This is a genomic window from Kitasatospora sp. NPDC057518 (assembly GCF_042802075.1).
GTDB lineage: Bacteria > Actinomycetota > Actinomycetes > Streptomycetales > Streptomycetaceae > Kitasatospora.
This window is the reverse complement of record NZ_JBHVEU010000806.1, coordinates 1-1,200: the sequence shown is the minus strand read 5'-3', so window position 1 is coordinate 1,200 and position 1,200 is coordinate 1. Positions and strand designations below refer to the sequence as shown.

At 75.4% G+C, this 1,200-nt stretch carries 1 protein-coding gene; it reads left to right on the top strand.

Annotated features, from left to right (window positions below):
• Nucleotides 1-160: 160 nt before the first annotated feature.
• Complete coding sequence (locus ACFU7Z_RS39520; protein ID WP_380783004.1) at nt 161-1,150, top strand: bile acid:sodium symporter family protein; 990 nt, start codon at nt 161-163, stop codon at nt 1,148-1,150.
• Nucleotides 1,151-1,200 lie beyond the last annotated feature (50 nt).

The following is a 1,200-nucleotide window of genomic DNA, read 5'->3' as shown; positions in this document are numbered from 1 at the left end:
GCCCGTGACCGACGGCCTGGCGCGCCCGGAGCAGCCACCAGGGCTCCGGGCGCGCGGGGAGCGGCCCCGCGGGGCAAAGGCGCTCGAGGTACGGGCGCGGACGCGACACGGCTCCGGGCCCCGCTCCCGAAGACTGCTGCCGCGCTGGCTGGACCCGTACATGGCGGCGCTGGCCGGGACGGTCGGGCTGGCCGCGCTGTTCCCGGCCTCCGGCGCCTCGGCACGGGTCGCCGAAGTGGCCTGCGACCTCGCGGTGGCGCTGCTGTTCTTCCTCTACGGCGCCCGGCTCTCCACCCGTGAGACGCTGGCCGGGCTGCGCCACCTGCGGCTGCACGGGCTGGTGCTGGCCACCACCTTCGTCCTCTTCCCGCTGCTCGGCGTGGCCACGGCACTGCTCGCGCCCGTCCCGCTCACCGGGCCGTTGCAGACCGGGGTGCTGTTCCTCTGCCTGGTGCCCTCGACGGTGCAGTCCTCGGTGGCGCTCACCGGCGCCGCCGGAGGCAACGTCCCGGCGGCGATCTGTGCCGGCACCTACTCCAGCCTGGCGGGTCTGGCGCTGACACCGCTGCTGGCGGCCTGGCTGCTGGGTTCGCACACCGAGCTGTCCGCCGACGGGCTGCTGCGGATCGGGCTGCAGCTGCTCGCGCCCTTCCTGCTCGGGCAGGTGCTGCGGCCGTGGCTCGGCGGTCCGCTGTCCCGGCACAAACGGGTGCTCACGCCGGTGGATCGCGGCTCGATCCTGCTGGTCGTCTACACGGCGTTCAGCGCGGCGGTGTCCCAGGGCATCTGGGGCCTGGCCACCCCGCTGGCACTGCTCGGGCTCCTCGCGGTGCTGCTCGCCCTGCTCGCCGCCGCCCTGGCGGCCACCGGGCTCGGTGCCCGGCTGCTGGGGCTCGACCGGGCGGCCACCGTGGCGGCGGTGCTCTGCGGTTCGCAGAAGAGCCTGGCCAACGGCCTGCCGATGGCCACCGTCCTGTTCGGAGCGCAAGCCGGGCTGATGGTGCTGCCGCTGATGCTCTACCACCAGCTCCAGCTGATCGTCGGCACCGTCCTCGCCGGTCGCTGGTCGCGGGCGACGGCGGGCGGCGCGGCGCCCGGCTCGGTCCCGCCCGCGCTCACCGGTCCGGGCGCTCCGCCAGCGCCCGGGTGATCCCCTGGCGCTGTATGTCCGAGGCCCCGGGCTGTGTGACTTGTGGTCTT

Bases quoted from the DNA above. Each gene is read 5' to 3' on its own strand.
- ACFU7Z_RS39520 (WP_380783004.1), top strand. From the start codon at position 161: ATGGCGGCGCTGGCCGGGACGGTCGGGCTGGCCGCGCTGTTCCCGGCC.